22 protein-coding genes are annotated in these 20,174 nt (G+C 45.4%); 1 reads left to right on the forward strand and 21 read right to left on the reverse strand.

All coding sequences use genetic code 11. The annotated features are described in order from the left end of the window. Positions 1 to 22: 22 nt before the first annotated feature. The 21 genes from accB to AC1DUA_RS03390 form a co-directional block, all read right to left on the reverse strand. A complete protein-coding gene (gene accB, locus AC1DUA_RS03290) occupies positions 23 to 547 on the reverse strand; it encodes an acetyl-CoA carboxylase biotin carboxyl carrier protein (protein ID WP_477498371.1) in 525 nt (174 codons plus the stop codon). Between the two features lie 45 nt (positions 548 to 592). Continuing rightward, positions 593 to 1,606 carry an acetyl-CoA carboxylase carboxyl transferase subunit alpha gene (gene accA / locus AC1DUA_RS03295; RefSeq protein ID WP_477498372.1) on the reverse strand — a complete coding sequence of 338 codons (1,014 nt, stop codon included), beginning with the start codon at positions 1,604 to 1,606 and terminating at the stop codon, positions 593 to 595. A 1-nt stretch (position 1,607) separates the two neighbouring features. Continuing rightward, entirely contained in the window at positions 1,608 to 2,465 is an 858-nt protein-coding gene (gene accD, locus AC1DUA_RS03300) for an acetyl-CoA carboxylase, carboxyltransferase subunit beta (protein WP_477498373.1), read from the reverse strand. A 2-nt stretch (positions 2,466 to 2,467) separates the two neighbouring features. Beyond that, positions 2,468 to 3,397 (reverse strand): ACP S-malonyltransferase, encoded by a 930-nt coding sequence (gene fabD / locus AC1DUA_RS03305; protein ID WP_477498374.1) that lies wholly within the window; start codon positions 3,395 to 3,397, stop codon positions 2,468 to 2,470. Between the two features lie 14 nt (positions 3,398 to 3,411). Next, entirely contained in the window at positions 3,412 to 3,813 is a 402-nt protein-coding gene (gene acpS / locus AC1DUA_RS03310) for a holo-ACP synthase (protein WP_477498375.1), read from the reverse strand. A gap of 5 nt (positions 3,814 to 3,818) precedes the next feature. Then, positions 3,819 to 4,286: a 3-hydroxyacyl-ACP dehydratase FabZ family protein gene (locus AC1DUA_RS03315; protein ID WP_477498376.1), complete on the reverse strand. Its 468-nt coding sequence runs from the start codon at positions 4,284 to 4,286 to the stop codon at positions 3,819 to 3,821. A gap of 17 nt (positions 4,287 to 4,303) precedes the next feature. After that, positions 4,304 to 5,086, reverse strand: a complete 783-nt coding sequence (locus AC1DUA_RS03320) for an enoyl-CoA hydratase/isomerase family protein (protein ID WP_477498377.1) — start codon at positions 5,084 to 5,086, stop codon at positions 4,304 to 4,306. Continuing rightward, entirely contained in the window at positions 5,083 to 5,403 is a 321-nt protein-coding gene (locus AC1DUA_RS03325; protein WP_477498378.1) for a hypothetical protein, read from the reverse strand. The genes AC1DUA_RS03320 and AC1DUA_RS03325 overlap by 4 nt, the downstream gene beginning before the upstream one ends. 74 nt (positions 5,404 to 5,477) lie before the next feature. Then, on the reverse strand, positions 5,478 to 6,245 hold the full coding sequence (locus AC1DUA_RS03330) for a phytoene desaturase family protein (protein WP_477498379.1): 768 nt from the start codon (positions 6,243 to 6,245) through the stop codon (positions 5,478 to 5,480). Further along, a complete protein-coding gene (locus AC1DUA_RS03335) occupies positions 6,235 to 7,059 on the reverse strand; it encodes a 2-oxo acid dehydrogenase subunit E2 (RefSeq protein ID WP_477498380.1) in 825 nt (274 codons plus the stop codon). Before AC1DUA_RS03335 ends, AC1DUA_RS03330 begins: the two co-directional genes overlap by 11 nt. After that, positions 7,059 to 7,292: an acyl carrier protein gene (locus AC1DUA_RS03340; protein ID WP_477498381.1), complete on the reverse strand. Its 234-nt coding sequence runs from the start codon at positions 7,290 to 7,292 to the stop codon at positions 7,059 to 7,061. The genes AC1DUA_RS03335 and AC1DUA_RS03340 overlap by 1 nt, the downstream gene beginning before the upstream one ends. Beyond that, a complete protein-coding gene (locus AC1DUA_RS03345; protein ID WP_477498382.1) occupies positions 7,289 to 9,202 on the reverse strand; it encodes an HAD-IIIC family phosphatase in 1,914 nt (637 codons plus the stop codon). The genes AC1DUA_RS03340 and AC1DUA_RS03345 overlap by 4 nt, the downstream gene beginning before the upstream one ends. Beyond that, positions 9,199 to 10,224 carry a 3-oxoacyl-[acyl-carrier-protein] synthase III C-terminal domain-containing protein gene (locus tag AC1DUA_RS03350; RefSeq protein ID WP_477498392.1) on the reverse strand — a complete coding sequence of 342 codons (1,026 nt, stop codon included), beginning with the start codon at positions 10,222 to 10,224 and terminating at the stop codon, positions 9,199 to 9,201. The genes AC1DUA_RS03345 and AC1DUA_RS03350 overlap by 4 nt, the downstream gene beginning before the upstream one ends. A gap of 48 nt (positions 10,225 to 10,272) precedes the next feature. Then, entirely contained in the window at positions 10,273 to 11,010 is a 738-nt protein-coding gene (locus tag AC1DUA_RS03355; protein ID WP_477498383.1) for an SDR family NAD(P)-dependent oxidoreductase, read from the reverse strand. Between the two features lie 11 nt (positions 11,011 to 11,021). Then, positions 11,022 to 11,765 (reverse strand): 3-oxoacyl-ACP reductase family protein, encoded by a 744-nt coding sequence (locus AC1DUA_RS03360; protein WP_477498384.1) that lies wholly within the window; start codon positions 11,763 to 11,765, stop codon positions 11,022 to 11,024. Next, the gene (locus tag AC1DUA_RS03365; protein WP_477498385.1) at positions 11,762 to 13,279 is read right to left on the reverse strand and encodes a phytoene desaturase family protein; all 1,518 of its coding nucleotides are present in this window, start codon (positions 13,277 to 13,279) and stop codon (positions 11,762 to 11,764) included. The genes AC1DUA_RS03360 and AC1DUA_RS03365 overlap by 4 nt, the downstream gene beginning before the upstream one ends. Before the next feature lie 89 nt (positions 13,280 to 13,368). Then, entirely contained in the window at positions 13,369 to 13,656 is a 288-nt protein-coding gene (locus AC1DUA_RS03370) for a phosphopantetheine-binding protein (protein WP_477498386.1), read from the reverse strand. Positions 13,657 to 13,743: 87 nt separating this feature from the next. Next, positions 13,744 to 16,098 carry a beta-ketoacyl synthase N-terminal-like domain-containing protein gene (locus AC1DUA_RS03375; RefSeq protein ID WP_477498387.1) on the reverse strand — a complete coding sequence of 785 codons (2,355 nt, stop codon included), beginning with the start codon at positions 16,096 to 16,098 and terminating at the stop codon, positions 13,744 to 13,746. A gap of 302 nt (positions 16,099 to 16,400) precedes the next feature. Then, on the reverse strand, positions 16,401 to 16,748 hold the full coding sequence (locus AC1DUA_RS03380) for a YrdB family protein (RefSeq protein ID WP_477498388.1): 348 nt from the start codon (positions 16,746 to 16,748) through the stop codon (positions 16,401 to 16,403). Between the two features lie 166 nt (positions 16,749 to 16,914). After that, positions 16,915 to 18,168, reverse strand: a complete 1,254-nt coding sequence (locus AC1DUA_RS03385; protein ID WP_477498389.1) for an acyltransferase family protein — start codon at positions 18,166 to 18,168, stop codon at positions 16,915 to 16,917. Between the two features lie 25 nt (positions 18,169 to 18,193). Continuing rightward, positions 18,194 to 19,420, reverse strand: a complete 1,227-nt coding sequence (locus tag AC1DUA_RS03390; protein ID WP_477498390.1) for an FAD-dependent monooxygenase — start codon at positions 19,418 to 19,420, stop codon at positions 18,194 to 18,196. Between the two features lie 279 nt (positions 19,421 to 19,699). Between AC1DUA_RS03390 and AC1DUA_RS03395 the strand changes: the two genes are divergently transcribed. Further along, positions 19,700 to 20,174: glycosyltransferase (locus tag AC1DUA_RS03395; protein ID WP_477498391.1), on the forward strand; the 475-nt coding region annotated here is incomplete at its 3' end.

The following is a 20,174-nucleotide window of genomic DNA, read 5'->3' on the forward strand; positions in this document are numbered from 1 at the left end:
TTGCGGAACTGCCCAACATCGCTCATAGTGGCTTCACCAGAAACATTGGCTGCCCATATTCCACGAGTTGGCCATTTTCCACCAGAATCTGCACGATTTCGCCTGCACATTCCGCTTCGATTTCATTCATCAGCTTCATGGCTTCCAAGATGCAAACGACCGTCCTTTCTTTCACCTGATCGCCTACTTTTACGAATATGGGTTTATCAGGAGAAGGAGCGTGATAGAAGGTTCCAACCATGGGTGATAAAATCGGTTTGAGTTCCGCTTTCGCATCCGTTAGAGGGCGTGCAGGGCTAACTGCCTCAACAGAAACTGCCGCTTGCATAAAGGAAGGTTCCTGCTTCTGCGCAGAAGGCTGAATCGGTTGATCCATCAGAATAGTTGGAGAAATGGGACCGTGATTCGATTGTGCCGCAGCACTGGCTCTTGTCTTATTTTGTTTGCAGATCATTAATCGCAAGCCTTCATTTTCTAGCTCCAGCTCCTCAATGGAACTAGCATCGATCGTCTTAATCAATTCGTTAATTTCTTTAAAGCTCAGCATGCTGCATTCTCCTTCATCCGACGTATCCTTATACCATCATAAGAATTACACGTTGATTAAAATCTCGGTATGCGTAACTTTGGTACTTTTCTTTTGGATTTTGGGTTCACTGGCATCGAAAGTGAATGTTCCCATTTTGCGGAATTTCTTATAGCGGTCTTCACGCAATTGCTTTTTGTCCATTAATTGCAGCACCCGCAGATGTCGAAGGACGGCATTTTTCATTAAAGCCGCCTGCACTTCCATACTGGTAGGAGACGGTTCTGGGATGATATCATCAATGATCCCAAGCTTCTGTAGATCTTGAGCTGTAATTTTCATAGCTCCGGCAGCTTGCTCCGCTTTGGACGAATCTTTCCACAAAATAGCCGCTGCCGCATTGGGAGAAGCAACCGAATAAATCGCATGTTCCAGCATCATGACCCTGTTCCCTACACCCAAAGCCAATGCGCCTCCGCTGCCTCCCTCCCCAATAACAATACAGATCACTGGGATATCGAGCTTGGACATCTCATATAGATTACGAGCAATCGCTTCGGATTGTCCTCGCTCCTCGGCTGCTTCTCCCGGGAATGCACCTGGTGTATCAATAAAAGTAATCAGCGGCCGATTAAACCGATTGGCTTGGTGCATAAGGCGTAAGGCCTTGCGGAAGCCTTCGGGATGAGGCATTCCGAAGTTCCGGCTCAGATTCTCCTTCGTGTTTCTTCCCTTTTGGTGACCAATGACGGTAACAGGGACGCCGTTTAACTTGGCAATACCGCCTACAATGGCCTGGTCATCTCCAAACAATCGGTCCCCTTGCATTTCGAAAAAATCTGTAAACATATGCCGTATATAATCCAGTGTTGTGGGACGTCCCGGATGCCGTGCGATCTGCATCTTTTGAGCCGCTGTCAAATTATTGTAGATTTCATCTTTCAAAGTGTCGAAGCGTTCTTCAAGGACCGAGATTTCATGTTGAAAGTTCATTTTCTTATCCGTGGAAAAGGATCGTAAATCCTCGATTTTGCCGCGAAGCTCCGTAAGCGTTTGTTCAAAAGGCAGATCATTGCGCATACTAGACAACCTCCTTATGGGATTGATGAAGCTCCAGCAGTTGAGCAAGGGATGCTCTCAATTCTTTCCGATGTACAACGCGATCCAATTGTCCATGATCCAAATGAAATTCCGACTTTTGGAAGTTATCCGGCAGCTTTTGTTTAATCGTCTGTTCAATGACGATACGTCCGGCAAAACCGAATGCAGCGCCGGGCTCAGCCAAGATAATGTCGCCAAGCATAGCAAAGCTTGCGGAAACGCCACCGTAAGTCGGATTGGTGATTACTGAAATGTACAATCCGCCTTGTTCCTGAAACTTGGCAATCGCTCCGCTGGTTTTGGCCATCTGCATCAGACATAGAATGCTTTCCTGCATGCGCGCCCCGCCAGATGTGGAGAAAATGAGAAGCGGCAGCTTCTGAGCCATCGCAGACTCAATCGCTCTCGTCACCTTCTCGCCGACAACCGAGCCCATCGTACCTGCGAAAAAGTCAAAGCTCATGATCACGCCGACAACGGACATCCCGTTAATCTTGCCTTCTCCCGTAACAACGGCTTCCTTAAGACCCGACTTCTCCTTCTGTACAGCTAATTTGTCTGGATACCCAGGAAATTCGAGCGGATCCTTGGAAATCATGTCCGCGTCAAATTCCTTAAAGCTGCCCTCATCAAAGGTCTCTTTAATACGCTCATGCACACTCAGTTTGAAATGGTGATCGCATTTGGAACAAACCTTGGCGTTTTTGTCCAACTCCTTAAAATATTGAATCGCTGTACACTGCGGACATTTGCTTAACAGTCCGTCGGGGATTTCGGGCGGAGTACGGTCTGATGCCGAGGTAATTGTGGCATACGATTTTTTCCTTTGAAATAACATGGTTACACCTCGCATTGCAGTAACGCATCCGGGTGATTAATGGAGCGTACTGTCACCGAACGGTTAATTTTTTTGATAAGACCAGCCAAGACGGTACCAGGACCAATTTCATAGAACGTGTTTACGCCACGAGCAAGCAGCCACTTAATGCTATCTTCCCAAAGCACAGGAGCAGATACTTGCTTGATGAGGGATTGGCGAATCGCCTCAGGATCAGTTAGCGGCTCCGCCGATACGTTGGCGATAACCGGAATCCGTGCAGCGTTAAACGACACTTTGGCTAACAGCTGAGCAAGCTTATCCCCTGCCGGCTTCATTAGAGAGGAGTGAAACGGTCCGCTGACTTCAAGCGCCAGTACGCGTTTGGCCCCACGCGCTTCCGCACGTGCTGATGCTTCGCGCACACCCTCAATGGTCCCTGAGATGGCAATTTGGCTTCCCGCATTTATGTTAGCCAATTCCACTAACCCCATTTCGCGAGTTACTTCCTCACAAAGCAGCGCTAATTCTTCTCGATCGAACCCGATCACAGCCGCCATGCCACCTTCCCCGGAAGGGACTGTTTCATCCATAAACCTCCCACGAGCATGAACGATTCTTACCGCATCCGTAAAACTCAATACACCGGAAGCCACGAGTGCGCTATATTCACCAAGGCTGTGCCCCAACACATAATGAGGCGTAATACCTGCTTCCCGGAATGCTTCCAGGTAAGCAACACTAGTTGTAAGCAATGCAGGCTGTGTATGATAAGTCTTCTTCAGTTCGTCTGCAGGACCATGAAAAATCAGATCACTTAGCGGGTAACCGAGCTCCCGATCCGCTTCCTCAAAGATGGCACGTGACACAGAGAATCGATCTACGAACTCTTTGCCCATTCCTATGCTTTGCGCTCCTTGTCCCGGAAATACAAATGCGATAGTCGGATTCACAGTATCCGCTCCTTTCAATGGTTTATAACTGCTTCTATCCTTTCAATCATGACAACCGCCGCTGCAGTATGTTTGGTATGCGTAATTGTTACATGAGTACGAATTGGTCCCTTGTACTGATTCGCCAATACAGCTGGAATGATCAATTCCGGTTTGCCCAAGCTGTCGGGCAGGATCTCAAGACTTTTGGGTGTTACAACACTTGAAAGCCCTGTACCAAATGCTTTAGAAGCGGCTTCCTTAGCGGCAAAACGTCCAGAGAGCCACTCCGTTCTTCGCCTCGGGGCTTGCAATTGTTCGTACAAATGGAGCTCCCGTTCTGACAGCAACAACCGGATGAAGGAATTTTCTTCCCTTGCCACGATTTTCTGAATCCGTTCGATATCAACCAAATCAAGTCCAATCCCTATCAACATCGCAGTTACCCCTCAGGGAGGAAAAAGATCAGTTCGCCTTTTGCTACCTTAGCTTGCGTATTGCCGTTTATGATCCGTACCTTGGTTGTATGATAATTGCCAAGCTTCTCCTTCATTTCCACGATGATGTGCAAAGTATCGCCAGGACGACTTGGATTAATAAAACGGAAATCTTGCGTACGTACCAAATACCCGATGCGGGATTCCGCCTTATCCGAATCTTCCAATGCAATCGATAACAGCATACTCGCCTGAGCTGCCATCTCAATCATTAGAACGCCTGGAACGATCGGTTCCCCGGGGAAATGACCAGCGAAATACGGTTCATTATAAGCAACGTTTTTCACACATTCGATGGCATTGCCTTCCAAGCGGATCACTCTGTCGATGAAAAGGAACGGAGGCGCTTGCTTCAATATTTGATGTGGCGGTCTGTTCAGCACGTCCATTCGCTTTTTTTCCAATACGCTCATTCGTTAATAGCCCCCTGTCAATTAGTCAATGACATCCCTGCAACATTCTTTAACCTGCCGGTCAACTCCGGATAATTCAAGCACTCCGTCAGATACCGCTTTTCCTTCTCCAGATGCTCTTCCAAAGTGGAATAAAACGACGTGCGGAGCAGCTCTTTCATCCGTTGCAGATTCCTAGCCTCGCCTTGTACGAACTGACGGCATAACGTGTCAATGCGCTCTAGCATGACAGCTCTTTTCTCTACTACATCATGAAAGAGTCCCCAATCAGCCACTTCCTTCGCAGTAAACATGCGCCCGGTCAGCAACAATTCCATCGTATGCGAAAGGCCGATATAACGAGGAAGGAAATAACTCGCACTCAAGTCTGGAGTAAATCCCATATAATGGAAATTTTCGATGAACTTCGCTTTCTCTTCAGCGATCCGATAATCGCAGGCAAGCATAATGTTAAGACCGCCACCATAGGCATATCCATGAACTCCTGCAATGGTCAGTTTGGGCGAATGATAAATTTCCAAAATCACTTGATTGAGTTTCTCCACCACTTCGCACAACAAAGCTGCTCCATTCTGAAGCGTGGATAGTTCAATAAGCTCATCAAGTGCAGGACCGGAGGAAAAGAACGCTCGTGCCTTGGAAAGGAACACAATGGCGTTGCAACTCGGGTTTGCATTCGCTTCCCGCACGGCTTCATATAGTTCAGTTRCCATTTCCAGATCCAAGCTATTCTTCGTTTCTGGATTGTTCATTAAAATGTAATAAATCCCTTCTTTACTGTCGACTTGTATCGAACTCATAAACCTTCACCTGCCTGCACCAACAACTTCAAAGCGTTTGCTGAGGAAGATGTTTCATTTATAATTTTATGATACAGCTTATATCCTGAGAGCAATGCGGATACAACACCTCCGCCTGGATCGGTCCAGTGACCGGATAGATAAAGGCCAGAAATCGGAGTACCATGCTGTGGACGAGAAGTCATCTGCTTCATGTTCTGTTCCCAACCGTATGTAGCGCCTTGGCTGTTGTTTGTATATCGCTCCATCGTAAGAGGCGAACCGGATTCAACGAATTCGAGATGGTTGCCTAAATTCGGTATTGCCTTTTCCGCCATACGTATCAAGGCTTCTTGATATTTAGGCTTCTCCGTTTTCCAATCCGCACCGACATCATAAGGAACGAGGGTCGTCAGAATGGCCGTGTGCTTTCCTTCACTTCATTGCGCAGGCATACTTCGCCACCGCATTCCTCAATGCGTTCCACGAAAGCATTAGCCAGCTCTTGAAAGCTTCCTTTTAAATAATAAATATCTTCATTAAAATAACTCATGATGGCATAGGCGAAATATAGCGAGCTGCCTCGGGTAGGTGGTGCACCATAATAACTCCATAATGCAGCAAACGTATACGCAGCCTTCTCATCTGTCAAATGCTTAAACAGCAATTCATGGAACGTCATATAGCGGTATTTCATGATGACTTGATTGGACATGACATGAAACGGATCGCGTGCATGAAGCAGCTCAATCGTTGCATTATAGATTTGCTGCATGTCATGTACGAGATTCACAATCCCGTTTCTCTGACTCGGGAAAAGGCGGGAGTATGTTTCGATTAATCCCTCAACTTGTCTTGGCACCGTAAAGCGGTGTTCGGGATAGATAGCTGTGAAGATTTCAGGCAGTTGAATAAAAGGCAGTTTATCTCCAAGTCCCGCTTTACTAAGCAGGTCGTGAAGCAATCCATGTTTCTCCGCCCCAGCAACGATGCGAACTGCGGCATCAAATGTATATTTATGCCTTCCAAACGAATGTGCATACCCGCCAGCAAAATAATGCCGCTCGGCCACAAGCACAGAGTAACCTTGCTGAGCTAAGTAAGCAGCGGCTCCTAAGCCTCCCATACCTGCACCGATCACAATGACATCATACTTGTCTTTTTTAGGTTTACGAGCCAATGAAACTCACCTCTTTTTCCTCAATGTTTTTTTGAATGGATGAAGAATCAAACTCCAGAAATTCCTTTACATCAGCGAGGATATCGGCGGCGAGGGCTCCATCAATAGCCCGATGATCGAAAGCGAGACTTAGTTTCATCATCGGACGGATCACAATTTGACTTGCTATCGCTACAGGCTTGTCTTCAATGGTTCCTACCCCAAAACAAAGTGTATTCGAAATAATTGGGTAAAACGCTTGGATCGGTCGATGTCCGAGAGACGTGATGGTGAATGTCCCTTGCAGCTTATCACGGCTTTCCAGATTTCCCATGGCTAAGCGGTAAGCGATTTTGCCTAGCCACATCGGCAGAGACTGAAGCTTACGCACGCCGTTGAATTCAGCGATATCGTTAACTTCCTTATCACGATAGTAGTCGATCACCTGCTGCATCTCTTCCACTGACTTTTGATCCGAATCTGCAATGAGTCCTGACAATACGACCCGACTTCCGCCAATCGACTTATCTAAGGTAAACTTGGCAGAAACGTTCGAATATACAGCCACTTTCGGAATCAGTCCATGCTTGACGGAAGCGTTGGCCTCCGGGTACCTCTGAAGGATACGGGATATGGCYTCGATTAAATAAACAATATAGCTGATCCGCTCCCCGGTTGTTGCACTCTCAGCTCTGCGCTGCTTGATGACTGACATATCGATCTCTGTATCTAAATAAACCGCTTTGAATTCCTTGGCATAATCCAAAAAATGATAGGTATGTCTTCTTGCCTGCGGCATAGGATAAATGCTCGTCTTGCCCCTGGCACGATACATTAAACAACCTCCTCGGTTGCAGCATGAAGCAGGTCCTTCAGACTTTGTGCTTTCATTACTTGTTCCACGGGGAGACGTACACCTAAGGCAGACTCCAAATGCACCATTAAACGCACGGCATTTACGGAATCCCATTCCGGCAGATCTTCCATTCTGATTTCGTCGTGCAGGTCATTCTCGTCCATATCCAGTACGTCAGCAACAACTTCCTTAAGTTCTTTCATCTCGATCATTGAGCAGCAATCTCCTCTCCGGTTAACATGTTTATCCATGTTATTTCATCAGGTATGTTCTGCAATCGTTGGACAAATTGCTGCTTCACCCCATCCACAGGGTCATCTTGATCAAATTCTACGCGTTCAAATCCGTGCAGCACGTAGAAATCCTTCACAATCACATTTTTCGCCGTCGGAATGTACTCTCCATAAACTTCCTGAACGCCTTCCTCTTTCGCCTTCCATAACACATGACACATAATTGCGGTCTCGATTTTTCTAGAGAATACTCGGCAGCTCATCATGAAATTATCAATCCGCCAAGCGGTCTCTGACTTCTCCACAAGTACGCACCCAATTAAGCCGTAGTCACCAAAGCGATCCTTGGTCTGAAATCCGAACACCCAATAGTCACCACTATTATTGAGTTGTTCGATCTCTGATTCCTGATAACGTCTAGACGTCATGTTAAACTGGTTCGTTCTCACCGTTAGTTGAGCGAGTCTGGGCAAGTTAAAGGCATTTGCGGGTAAAAGATTCACCTGAATATCCAAAGAATGCAAATAGTCTTCTACAGAACCACTAGATTGCTTTAACTGCTCTCTTTCTACTTCCAATTTATATTGATTCGTCCGGTCCAAATCCGTCGTAGTCAGCTTGTTTAAGTTAAACCAACCAGCAGATAATAGAGACTCGGCATAGTAGGAAGGGTCTTGGGGGAGTTCGGGCACTGTGACATCAGCTAATGATTCACGCACCAGGTTCCGCTCGAAAGGATTGTCATCAATGAATACCAGGCTATCGAGTCCGATATTTAGTGCGCTGGCAATCGTCTTCATATTCTCGTGTTTAGGGTCCCAATTGGCACGGATGATGACGATATCTTCCAATCCAAGCTGCATATGCGGATGCTCTTCGAACATCTCCCGCACGACGGATTCTTCGTTCTTGCTGCTCACCGCCAGCAATACACCTTGATTCTTCAACTGCCGGATTGCCTTCTGAAAATCCATAAAGATTTTGCCAGGTGCTGAATCGCCTAGATGCACACCGTTTATTCCGTCATCGCCGACGATTCCACCCCATAACGTGTTATCCAGATCAAGAACCAGACACTTCTTGGTCAAACCCAAGATGCCTCTTGCTATTTTTACACTTTCTGAAGCGTAAGCGAACAAAACGTCCTGACTTAGATGAAAGCTTCCATACTGCGCTAATCGCGGGTCGGAAAGTTTGGCTACCTGATGCTCTTGCAGCAGAACTTCCGTATCCATGATGATGACCTGACTCCAAGCATTAGCCAAATCCAAAAGCCCGATGTTGAAGGAACGCCATATCCGGCTGATCTTGGCCTTCGTCTTATAATCGATTTTGGCATTATACGTTACACTAGTCAGCGGAACCGTGTTTAACACCAGCAAGCCTTTGCAATGCTCATGATAAATACCTATAAGCTGCTTGAGTTGTTCCAGCTTTCTTGCGCAGGCAAGCTCCAGATCAGCAGCATCCCAATCACGAGGTAGCTCTTCCGTTACTGCATGTTCATCCAGCATGCAAAGCGTCAATTGCGGGGACATTTCGTATAAAGCACTGCCCGCATTCATAAGCTCATACACATATTGATTGAATCCTGCAGCGTACACTTCGGGCCAAATGCCTTCGCACAACAACAGAGGCCTTAGCATCAGAGGAAAGGAATCACTTGTAAAACTGCTGAGCACTGCAACCTTCAATGGTTTCACAGGCTGTATATCTGCAACTTGCCAAGCTTCATGCGCAACGCTTTTCAGCATATACCCGATTTTCTCACAAAACATGGCATCGCGATTTGCTTGGATCGCACTGACGACCTTATACCGATTCAAACCAAGTGTGCCATCGTTCTTCATTTGACGAATGCTTGCAATTAGTTCTTTGTTATTCATCATTTGGCTTCCTCTTTCACTAAAGCCATACCTGTCTTAATCCATTTGGAGGATTCAATGGCGATGCATACCGCCTTTTCTCCGGGCTTCATTCTATCAATCAATTGCTCCAGCTGCAGGTACGGGAGCGCATTCCCGTTATTACCTGTCTCAGCGACACAATTGATTGTTTTGCCCGCGTCGAGTTCGAGGGATTGCACGATTCTATCGGTCATATGGCCGCCTAATTGCGGAGGCAAATAATGATCGACAGACTCGGCAGGGCATTGCAGCTTCTCCAGAAGTTCCTCCAGCATTTCTTTGGCCATGACAGGAACATCCCGCTCAATCGCTTTGTAGTCCTCCTTTGCGGACTGAACTTTCTTGCCTTCTTCCGGACTTTCTTGCAGACCGAACCAGTTCATCATTTGACCGGGCTCCCGATTCAAACCTTCAAAACGATTGACGATATGCGAAATAGTGATTCCGTCGTGATCCGTACCMGTAGTTAACACGGCCGCTCCCGCTCCGTCGCCGAACAAAGCTAGATTGATCAGTTCCGAAGAGCGCAGCTTTTTGAAATCACGGCGGAAACTCATGTATTTGTTGCAAACATCACCTCCGATAACAAGTGCATTCGTGAAGGCTCCTGTAAGCAAGAATCGATACGCAACCTCCAAGCCTTGAATGGCTCCAGAGCAACCCGCCTGAATTTCATAGGTCGGTATCCGATTCATCCCAAGCCGATCGGCTACCAGATTGACAGTTGCGGGCATCAAATGATCTGGTGTTGCTGTCGACATTACAATCAAATCAATCTCATCGTTCGTGAGACCCGCCTTTGTTATTGCCTTCTGCGCCGCTTCATAAGCGAGATCTAGCAATTGGAACTTGACGACTTTCTCATCCAGATCAACTGCAAAATGCCGGGTTTTCGTACCAATCATGAGATCAATCCAATCTTCGCGTAATCCAAATACTTCTTCCATCTTGGAATTAGGAACCGGATTCCCTGGAAGCGCGGTGGCAACTCCAATGAGCTTCACGGATTTCAAATGATTTTCCTCCCCTGGTTTAAATTATCGAATTTCACTCTACAGATTCGTTTCCACTCCGATGCCAATTTCGAAATTTTGACCTCCTATCAAACTGTTTGGCGCATGGATGATGAAATCCAGCATCGCCAACATTTCGCTCATCGGCTTCATCACCGGCTTCAATCCGTATATTTCCAGCTTTCGCTGTCTTTCTTTTTTCTCACTCTTCTCAAAATCGGCATCATGATAACCGAATGTCATCACATTGGCGTCAATGCGAAATGCACTGCATTCCCGGGACAAACATTTCATCATAGAAATTTTACCGTGGTTAATGATCGGAGAACTTGGATATTGATCATAATAGAGCGTGTCATAAATAATCGGGAACACAATTTTCCCTGATTTACGCTTGATCATATGACTGACAGCCATCTTGTTCCACAGAAAGATCCGCTCAAATATGGCTGGGATTTGTTCTCCGAACTCATCAGGCATGTCTTCGAACAACCTCTCTTCATCGAGCATCTCATTACCGTGAATCATGACATCAAGCCCACCCATGACAGAGATAGCCTCTTCCATCATGGCTTCATACTTCTTTTCTTCAGAAGGCATGCCATTTACTATATGCAGTCTCTGAGCAACTTCACTCTCCAATGAGCGAACGTAAGACATCCCTTGCTCTGAATCTTCTACGTGCAGCACAACCCGATGCCCGATTGACAGCATGCGAGTCGCAATTAATTGATTGAACGCTTGCTGCCCATTTGTAATAAAGATCGACTTGTTCATCCTGTCTCCTCCTATCTGATAAAGCCGCCGTCCACTTTCAACACGCTACCCGCAATATAATCCGACATAGGACTGGCCAGGAAGAGAACCGAATCCGCAATTTCCCGTGGCTCCCCTAATCTCTTCATATTCGTATGCAAGAGAAAATTATCCAGCTTGTCCTGAGGGACGTGACCAATCATTTCGGTATTGATCATTCCGGGAGCAATCGCGTTGACATAGATCCCTTTGGATGCGTAACGACGGGCCAGCAAGCGAGTCAAGCCGATGATGGAACCCTTGGACGCTCCATAATTCGTTTGTGCCTCTCGTCCTAGAACACCGGTAACAGAAATCACGTTTATAATTTTCCCGCTGCCCTTGCGTTCCATATACGGGATGACTTCTTTTGAACAACAGTAAGTGCCTTCAAAATTCGTCCGGAACACCCGATTCCATTCGTCGAGCAACATCTGTGAAGAGAAATTGTCTGCTACAATGCCCGCATTATTGATTAGAATGTCAATGCTGCCGTACTCCATAATGATTTGCTCCATCATTTGACGAATGAATGCCTGGTCTGTTATCGAGCCTTTGAAAAAGGTGACCTTCACTCCCTTCGAACGAAGGTCCTCTTGGATCGATTGTGCCATTTGGTCGCTGCTGGCATAAACACCTACGACCGTTGCACCTTCCTCTGCAAACCTGTACAGAATCGCTTTCCCAATTCCGCGAGTAGCGCCTGTTATGATAGCTACTCGATCTTTCATCATCATCTCAGTACCACCTCTTTGTTTTGAAGCATTAGTTGTTTGGCCAAATTATATCCGCTCCAAATAACTCCGCTGTATCCTCCGCCTGGCTGTGTCCATGCACCTGCTAGATACAAGCCTTGGATAGGCGTCGTTTGGGGCAACCTGCGATGCAGGCACTGATCAACCGATTGTTGTGCTCCATAAATAGCGCCATGCAAGTTGCTGGTATAGGCATGATTCGTTCTCGGAGTTGAAAGTTCTACATAAGCTATATGCTCGCTTATTTTCGGGTACAGCCGCTCCAGCCTATTGATCAGGATGCGGGTGACTGCTTCTTTTTTCTGTCGATAAGCCTCTTCATCGATTTCATTCCAGCCCTCATACTGGCTTAGTACAAACAAAGACATCGTCGTTTTACCGCTTGCTTGGTAAGAGGGATTGAGGTTTTCGTAGATCGTAATGCTGAACGGCATGGTCTCGTAACTTTCATTGCGCATTTCCTCATACGCTTGCTCAAGATCATAGTATTCGTTAACGAATATTTCATGATCCGTCTCCCCGTAAACACTAGGGAAATCGATGTCCAGCAGCAAATAAGCCTGAACACACGCGAGGCTCGGCTTGAGCGATTCAATCTTTTTGACATATCGGCGTGGCAAATGATCGTAACCAATCATCTTGCCAAACGTCTGAATGGGGTCAACGTTCGAGATAACAACCTCTGACGCAAATTCACCTTTCAGCGTTTTAACGCCCTTCACGGCTCCATTCTCCACCTGAATTTGCGTGACATGCTGCCGTGTAAGTACTTCTCCCCCGTGACTTTTGATAATTTGGACAAGGGCGTTGGAAATTTGTTGGGAACGACCTTTGGGATAATAACCGCCATTCAACATATATTCCGTCCATGCGTAGGCATAATAAACGGCGGATATCTGGGAAGGGGGAAGTCCATAATACTGCCACTGCTGAGCAATAATGGACTTGAGTTCTGCGCTGGTTAGGAACTGATCAAGTACTTGTTGCAGGGATAAATTGTTGTAGGCTAGCACCGTTGGCCCATCCTGGAATAAATCGTTGGCTTCCCCTTGATTTGTCTTACCCATCATTAGGAGTATTTCATTGCGAAGCTGACAAAATTGTTCAAATAACAGCTTGATTCCGTTCCTTTCATCAGGGTATTTAATTCCCAAATCATGCAGATATGTTTCATAATTCTCAACCCGGATATCATCCCCAGGGAAGACAGCTCGATAAAGCGTTTTGGCACGAAGGAATTCAACATGTTCCATTAGACCTATTTCGGTTAATACTTGTCGAAGAGCACCATTCTCCCCAAGGTCTCCCATCAGATGCAGCGATACTTCGAATTCTACCGGACGAACTATGCCTCGAACCTTTCGGTTAAAAGAAGTCGCATAACCGCCTGGGATGAAATGACGCTCTAGGACCCTAACCTTCATTCCGGCTTTAGCAAGCATTGCTCCGCTTACCAAACCGCCTAGACCTGCACCGATTATCGTAACTTCCTTCATTTCCGATATACCTCCAAAGTTCTGGCAGCCGGCGCTCAGACTGTTGCTTCTGTCATCGCCCGGCTGCACAGCAGGGTGGGTGCCGATTGTTAGTTCGCCACAGCGGACAATTGCTCGGAAACAAATTGGGATAATGTCTCTACCGAATAGAAATGCTTTCTGATTGCCTCTTGATCCATACCATGTAATTTGACGCCAAACTCAGCTTCTAACCCGGCAACGACATCAAGCGCCTCAACAGAGTCCAGCCCAAGTCCTTCACCAAACAGTGGGGCATTATCCTCGATTTCCTCGGCAGTAATGTCTTCCAGCTCAAGTCGGTCAATCAAAATATTTTGTTTAATAGCATACTTAATTTCTTCTAATTTTTTCATCATTTTTTCTCTCCCATCAGATCTTTTTTTATATGTTCATGAATCGACTCCGGGTTAGGAATCGTTCCTTGGAACCGCTCCTCATAATTCTTATTGCTCTCCAGGTGCAACGACGGCGGCTGTGTAATTACCATTAATGGAAGAACTCACTACAAGCCCGTAGTTTCCATGCATACCTTTGTTTACAAAAGCTGCAGCTGCAGCAACATCCAAACCGTTATCAGCAATCTGCTTATTGGCATGTAAAATATCTACGGCGGCACTCAAATGGAATAATGAGCCTGTAGACTCACAATAGCCAAAGCGATCATTGAGACATACTACAGGCAGCTCATTATCAGAAAATACGTCATAAAGCGCCTCTCGTTCAGCTGAAGGCTCGTCCATGCCAAGGAAACTATTAAAAAGTACAAAACCTATGGAGGAAGCTTCTACTCCAGACCGTGCTAAAGCCATCTCGATAACCCGCTTCACTACGCTGCTATCGGAACCACCTTTCGTTCCGCTAAAAGCAGTTCCAAAGCCCTTGAGCTCTGCGTATACTTCTTTTCCTTCCAACTTCGCCTGCTCCAGATCCATTAGTACGAGGAACGCGCTGCCTTCGCCCATCTCATATGGGATATTGTCCAGTCCTAATGCTGTATCTACTTGCTTCGAGAACAAGGATAGCTCATCCCCTGCGCCAATTAGACTGTACTTTTGAATTCCTGCGCGAATCGTCTCGTAGCCATATAACGCACTGTTTAATCCATCGTTGCCACCCGTACTCATTGAAGTACCATAGCCCCTAAGTCCTAATTTCTTGGCGATTTTCCCGGCTGTCGAGTTGAGCACCATATCTGGAAAATAGACGCCACTTGCATGCTCGGGACCTTTCTCGAAAATAGCTGATAAATATTTTTGCGCGCTTTCCAGGCTTCCTCGAGATGTCCCATAGAATAAGCCGATTTCACAGCTATTCTCACTAATCGAAAGATCTGCATCTTGAAGGGCCAGATGTGCAGCTCCAATACTGTATTGCGAGAGCGGGTTCATTCTGCGTTCATACAACTCTTTCTTATATTCTTTCAGTGAAAAGGAAGATTCCTCTGCCGTCACTGCCCGCCCCTCTTCAGCTAGCCAAGGAAGAATACTTCCAGAGCGGTGTCCGAATCGCGAAACCGTTCCAAGTCCAACTACGGCTACTCGTTTTGGTTCCCGTGTATGTAACTCTTCTGCTATTCTCCCCCTTTCAGCCCAGTTATAAGAAACGATGGAACAGTTATGACCTCCGAAAGCGGAGTTGTTGCATAAGAAGTATTTCRCACTACTTTCTCTCATCTCATTCACGACAAGATTCATTGGATTCACACCATCGCGAGGTGTTTCAAAATGAAGGGTAGCTGGCAGCAATCCTTCTTGCAGCGCGAGAAGCGTCGTTACGTATTCGATCGAGGCAGCTGCACCTAGGTTATGACCGAAGTAAGCTTTGCTTGAACTAATCAGAATTTGATTGAATTGCTCTTCGCCAAACAACTGGCGCAAGCCATATAGCTCTGCTGAATCGTTGGCCTTCGTCCCTGTACCATGCGTATTAATGTAGTCGATCTGATCCTTCGATATGCCAGCATTGCTTAATGCAAACTCAACCGCCAACTGGATACCTTTTCCTTCGGGTTCAGGCGCTGTCTCATGATAAGCATCGCTACTCAAACCGTATCCGCAAATTTCGGAATAAATCGTGGCGTTCCGTGCCAGYGCGCTCTCCAAGGATTCCAACACAACGAAAGCAGCACCTTCTCCCAAACTTAAACCGAACTTGTTATTGTAAGGTGAACAAGGTACTGTGTTTAGTGCCTGCAGGACGTTGAATCCAGCATAGACCGAGGATGACATAGAATCCGAACCGCCAGCCAGCATCTTATCGGCGTAGCCGGCAGTGATCATATCGTACGCGTAGCCAATCGCATTACCGCTTGCGGCACATGCCGTATTCAATGTATTGACAGGACCCTGCACACCGAAATACATGGCGATATTGTCTCCTTGCTGAAAGAACGGATAACGCGAAGTCCGATCCACATCAAGCTCTGTAACCGTTGCTTGTTCCTCCAAGGAATTAATTCCCCCGTTGCAGGTACCGAACGCTACACCGAAACGAGCTGCATTCTCATTGGTAATGGCTATACCGCTCTCTGCCATTGCTTCCTTAGCGGCTATAATTCCGAATTGGCTGCAGTAATCATAACGTTCTTGTTCCTCCACCGAGAAATAGTTCTCTGGGTGATAGTCCTTCACTTCGGCGCCGATTCGGCTAATAAATTTATCTGTATTGAATCGGGTTATGGATCCAATACCTGTTTCATTTCTTTTCATTTTGGCAAGAACTTGAGACTTGTCTGCTCCGAGCGAACAAATGATACCTATTCCTGTAACAACTACACGGTTTTTTGGTTTCAGTTCCATAACGTCCTCCACCCTAATTTTAAATTTACATAAATTTAATGATTTTTTATTTTCTACACTCTCCACTCAAATATTTCCATTGATTCTCAAGATAACAAGATAAAATATATTAGGCAAGTTAAAAATTGATTAAGATAATATTACAACGGTTAAATTTAATACTAATCGATATTATAATTAATTAATATTATTATTTAAATAACTAATAAAATTATTGTAAATACGAATAAACAAATTCCCTACATTTGTATTTTAATTCAATCATCAATGGATGCTATCCTTTCCCCTGTTCGTTTTCCTCGTTATTTCAAAAGCCTTTCCCCCAACAAATATACCAAGACATGATGGATGATCGAGATCATCCCGAGCGCTGTGCCAAGGCTTCGCTGCCCTGCTGAATACCATGCTACAGCTGCTATACCGGATAGGATTAACTCTTGAACAAGACGAAAAGGTTCAGGCGTCGCGACCACTTTTCGAAAATCAAATAGGCTCCAAAACCCAAAAATCAACACTGGTGCACCGATGCTTAACAGAGTACTCTGCACCGTGTTTTTACCGCTATGATACCCCCAGTAAGCTAAAGCAATCACAATGCCTAGCTCCATGAGCCCTCTTAACGCTAAGTTAACCCAACTTAAGATCAACACGGATAGCCACACCACCATTCCACAGTTCATAAGCTTCTGTACTAATTTTACTAATTAAATTAGTTAAATTAGTAATAAAATTATGTATATGAATCAATAAAATAAAAAATAGCTGCAGGGACAGCCCTAACAGCCAGTAATGAAGCATGGGAATTAATTGCTCTTATCACGCTTTCAATAGGGGTTGAGGCGTATTACCCATCATTTTTTTCTTTCCGTGAGACCAATTAAGTACCGGTTTTTCGACAAAATAAAAGGAAAGCGTTGCGAATACGAAGGAGACGACTAGAACGACACCGGATACACTGAGCCAAGTGCTCAGACTTTTGGTCCCCATGTACTGGAAGTCTTTGGCCCAAGTGACTGAAGAAACACCAATAATTACAAAATGCCAAAGATACAGTCCGAATGATACTTTGGACGTAAACTTAAACACGCGATTATCTAATATTTTTGCAGCCCATCTCGATTGTGAAGCAGCGGACAAACTGATCGCTATAAGCAAAGAATAAAACGGGAAGAAGAAGGGCTGTTTTTGYAAACTTAGACTGAATTCAGGCAGGTGGCGTGCGTACCACAGGAGCGCAAACGAGCAAAACAATCCTCCTAAACTCACAAAATCGAATACACCGATGTATCTCATCTTCTTGATTCCCTGAGAACTTTGGCGCAGTCCTGCAGAAACACCTGCAGCAAGTATCCCAATGGTGAATTGTCCAAAAAAACCGATTGGATTATAGTTCGGCATCCAATACTTCGCACCGCCAATCCAGCCATAGTCCCAGCCTTTCCCTTCATTGCTCGTAGAAAAAAATAAATGGACAAGTTGGTTTAGCCCTATGATTAGGATAAATACCCCCACCCAATACAACAGCCCCTTCCGAATAGACCGTCGTATGAATGTCCAGCGATATAGACCTAACATAAATAGAGGCATCAACACATAACAGAATACTTCAAAGCTAATAGACCATAGTGGTCCGTTCACTTCATTAGGGAACAATGTCATGTAATGAAATCCCGCAGTAAACGTTAGTGCTGCCATCAAGCGTGCCCAGAAATGCTCCGTCGGTACATGAAATAGAACCGTAATCAGCGTTGCTACTAGGACAGCTAAGTAATAGCCCGGCATAATTCTAGCAGCGCGCCGAACCACATACTGCTTAAGATCTGGATATGCGCTGCCATCAAGATACTTTTGCCAATATGGTGAAGCTAATAAATACCCGCTTAATACAAAGAACACACTTACGCCAGCATTGCCCATCAGCAAAAAGGATTGCAGTTCCTGCATCCAAGGCGACTGCGATTGCATGCCTAGAAATTGTGATAGGTGGTGACAGATGACGGCAAGACAGGCTATCGCCCGAAATCCATCAGCTCCACTTAAACGATTGCCCATTAGGTTTGAATGATTCATAGAACCCATACTCCTACTTATCGCTTTAGTGGACATGCAAGAGATTCTCTCTAATGATTCCATATGCCATTTTCGTTGCAAGTTCTACTTTCATAGGAGACTGATTAAGCATCTGCATCTTCATACGTCTCTTCATCATGTCTTCATCGCTTTGAGCCATTAGATCCTTTTCCTGATCCGCCTGAAACGCTTGAATAAAGCCCACATGTTCTTGGCGTCTAAATTGGAACGATTGGAAGGTTGCTTGTGGAATAATCGCGTTCGGATTTACTGCAAGATAGTCTGAGATCACTGGCGCCAATTCATAAGCATCTTGAATAGCCAAGTTGACCCCTTGTCCCAAGATTGGGGAAACAGTGTGAGCCGAGTCTCCAATCAAGACAAGACCATCACGGGACCACTGAGATACCTCTGCTGTGAAAATATCAAGGAGCACCGTATCCTTCCAGCTTTGAATATGTTCCTGCACAATACCATCCAACTGAGGCTCCAGTTTGCAAACTGTGTCATAGAAAACACTAATATCTTGTTTTCTAAATTCCTGATAGGCACCTTTCGCAATGTTAATACCAACACGCAGTTGATCCGGATAAGTAGGCAAAATAATTAAGTGCTGATGCCCATCAACTTTAATACGGGTTGCGCTTTCCCATCCTTCAGGGCGCGGTACACGGAACCAAACAGCATCCCGATTGAAATGTTCAATTTTGGCATGAATACCAGCCATTTCGCGAATTCTTGTGTACCGTCCACTTGCATCGACGACAACCGAACTATTCACCGTCACTAACTCCCCGGACTTTTCACGATACACAGCACCCCTAATTTGTCCTTCCTGTTCGATGAGTTCAATACCAGTTGCTCCCATTTTCAAATGAAAATTAGGATAATCGCCGGCTTTGTCCAAGATTGCACCAATTAGAACCGGTTGCGGCAAATCGATAATAAATTTCTGTTCATATGGAAATTCATGAAAATTGACTGAAAAGATTTTTTCCCCTTGATCGTACATTTCCAGCCCTTCCACCTGTAAAAAACCGATCTTTTTGAGCTCATCGAGAATGCCCAATTCATTCAAAATGACGACCGACCCCTGTGAAATAGACTCTCCACGAAACTCCCTTGAAAAGGCTTGATGTTGTTCCAGTACCACCACTTCAAGATCACTTTGCTTTGCAAGTAATAATCCTAACATAGCACCTGCAGGTCCAGCTCCAACAATACACACATCAGCCTGAATGACTTGATTCATAACAAATCCTCCTTTAGTTTGGGTACATAAGTTCCATACGCCAATCCACTTTCCTTAACAATAAAAGGATGATAGATTAGTCCCCGGCAGGGTGCCGAAGCGTTCCAACGTCTGTTGACTGATACTGGCCTTTATGATAAGCTAATACACATAAAAATTAAACTAATTACTTTAGTTTGTCAACAACAATATGAAGTAAATGAATTATTAAGATTAGCATAATAGCATCACTTACATACTTTATTCATACCAAATCAAAAGTTATTAGGAGGAGAAAATTTGGCACGCTTTCTAATCGCAGTATGGCCTTCTGATGGACACGTAAATCCGACAATCCCCTTAGCAAGAAAACTCGTTGAACGAGGTCATGAGGTCGTCTGGTACTGTAGTTCGCTTTTTAAAGAGAAAATCCAGTCTACCGGTGTCACATTTGTTCCTTTTACCCACCTCAAGAATTTTAGTGGTTCCACGCTAAATGAGCATTTTCCCAAGTATATGGAATTAAAGGGGCTCAAACAGTTCAAATGGGGAGTCCGCAACATCATTTGCGGTACAATGGAAGGGTTCGATAAGGATGTTAAAGCTATTCGCGAAACATTCAAACCAGACGTGCTTGTTATCTGCCCCACGTACACAGGTATTATTCCGCTTCGCAGACGCGGGGATCAAATAAAGACAGTTTGTCTCGGCATGCTGCCATTATCGGTTACCAGCAAGGATATTGCTCCGTTCGGGCTCGGTATCAAGCCTGTTG

Source organism: Paenibacillus sp. 01T422, assembly GCF_056398785.1.

Coding starts and splice junctions, on each gene's coding strand:
- acpS (WP_477498375.1), bottom strand. CDS start 3,813: ATGTTGATAGGGATTGGACTTGATTTGGTTGATATCGAACGGATTCAG.
- AC1DUA_RS03360 (WP_477498384.1), bottom strand. CDS start 11,765: ATGATGATGAAAGATCGAGTAGCTATCATAACAGGCGCTACTCGCGGA.
- accB (WP_477498371.1), bottom strand. CDS start 547: ATGCTGAGCTTTAAAGAAATTAACGAATTGATTAAGACGATCGATGCT.
- AC1DUA_RS03370 (WP_477498386.1), bottom strand. CDS start 13,656: ATGATGAAAAAATTAGAAGAAATTAAGTATGCTATTAAACAAAATATT.
- AC1DUA_RS03345 (WP_477498382.1), bottom strand. CDS start 9,202: ATGATGAATAACAAAGAACTAATTGCAAGCATTCGTCAAATGAAGAAC.
- AC1DUA_RS03325 (WP_477498378.1), bottom strand. CDS start 5,403: ATGGCGGAAAAGGCAATACCGAATTTAGGCAACCATCTCGAATTCGTT.
- accD (WP_477498373.1), bottom strand. CDS start 2,465: ATGTTATTTCAAAGGAAAAAATCGTATGCCACAATTACCTCGGCATCA.
- AC1DUA_RS03365 (WP_477498385.1), bottom strand. CDS start 13,279: ATGAAGGAAGTTACGATAATCGGTGCAGGTCTAGGCGGTTTGGTAAGC.
- AC1DUA_RS03340 (WP_477498381.1), bottom strand. CDS start 7,292: ATGATCGAGATGAAAGAACTTAAGGAAGTTGTTGCTGACGTACTGGAT.
- AC1DUA_RS03355 (WP_477498383.1), bottom strand. CDS start 11,010: ATGAACAAGTCGATCTTTATTACAAATGGGCAGCAAGCGTTCAATCAA.
- AC1DUA_RS03315 (WP_477498376.1), bottom strand. CDS start 4,286: ATGAGCGTATTGGAAAAAAAGCGAATGGACGTGCTGAACAGACCGCCA.
- AC1DUA_RS03390 (WP_477498390.1), bottom strand. CDS start 19,420: ATGAATCAAGTCATTCAGGCTGATGTGTGTATTGTTGGAGCTGGACCT.
- accA (WP_477498372.1), bottom strand. CDS start 1,606: ATGCGCAATGATCTGCCTTTTGAACAAACGCTTACGGAGCTTCGCGGC.